We start from the raw sequence: 537 nt of genomic DNA on the forward strand, positions 1-537 counted from the left end.
CACTACAGCTAACTTCAATGATGTAGGCAGTGCACTTGGTAATCTTGATGGCCGTACAAAAGACAACACCACTGCGATCAGTCAAGGCATCAAATTTAATGTTGACGGTGGCGAGCGAACCTACGCATTGGGTGAGACGATTGGATTGACCACAGACAGTAACCTCATTACCACACCAACAACCGATGGTATTAACGTTGCTGTCAATTCTAATCTTGATTTGGGAGCAGCAGGTGTCGTTACTACTGGTAATACAGTGACAAACAATGCTGGCGTTACTATTCTTAATGGTACTAATCAGACTGTTACTCTAAGTGGTAGTGGCTTAAATAATGGTGCTAATACCATTACTAATGTGGCTGATGGTCTTGCATCAGACGATGCCGCTACCTTCGGTCAATTAACAGCTGTTGATGATAAAGTGGACGTTTCAGGTACAAGCACAGCTGCGAATCTAGGTGGCAATGCTGCTTACAACGCAGCTGATGGTAGTGTTAGTGCCCCGACTTACATCTTAGATGATGGCAATAACGCAGG

The 537-nt window shown here is 44.5% G+C and carries 1 pseudogene; it reads left to right on the top strand.

Annotated elements, in window-relative coordinates:
- Positions 1-537 (top strand): annotated as a pseudogene (locus tag ACT3QN_RS13690) (hypothetical protein); the annotation flags it as partial.

Origin of the sequence: Psychrobacter sp. AOP7-C1-14 (assembly GCF_052376135.1) — a bacterium.
Taxonomy (GTDB): Bacteria; Pseudomonadota; Gammaproteobacteria; order Pseudomonadales; family Moraxellaceae; genus Psychrobacter.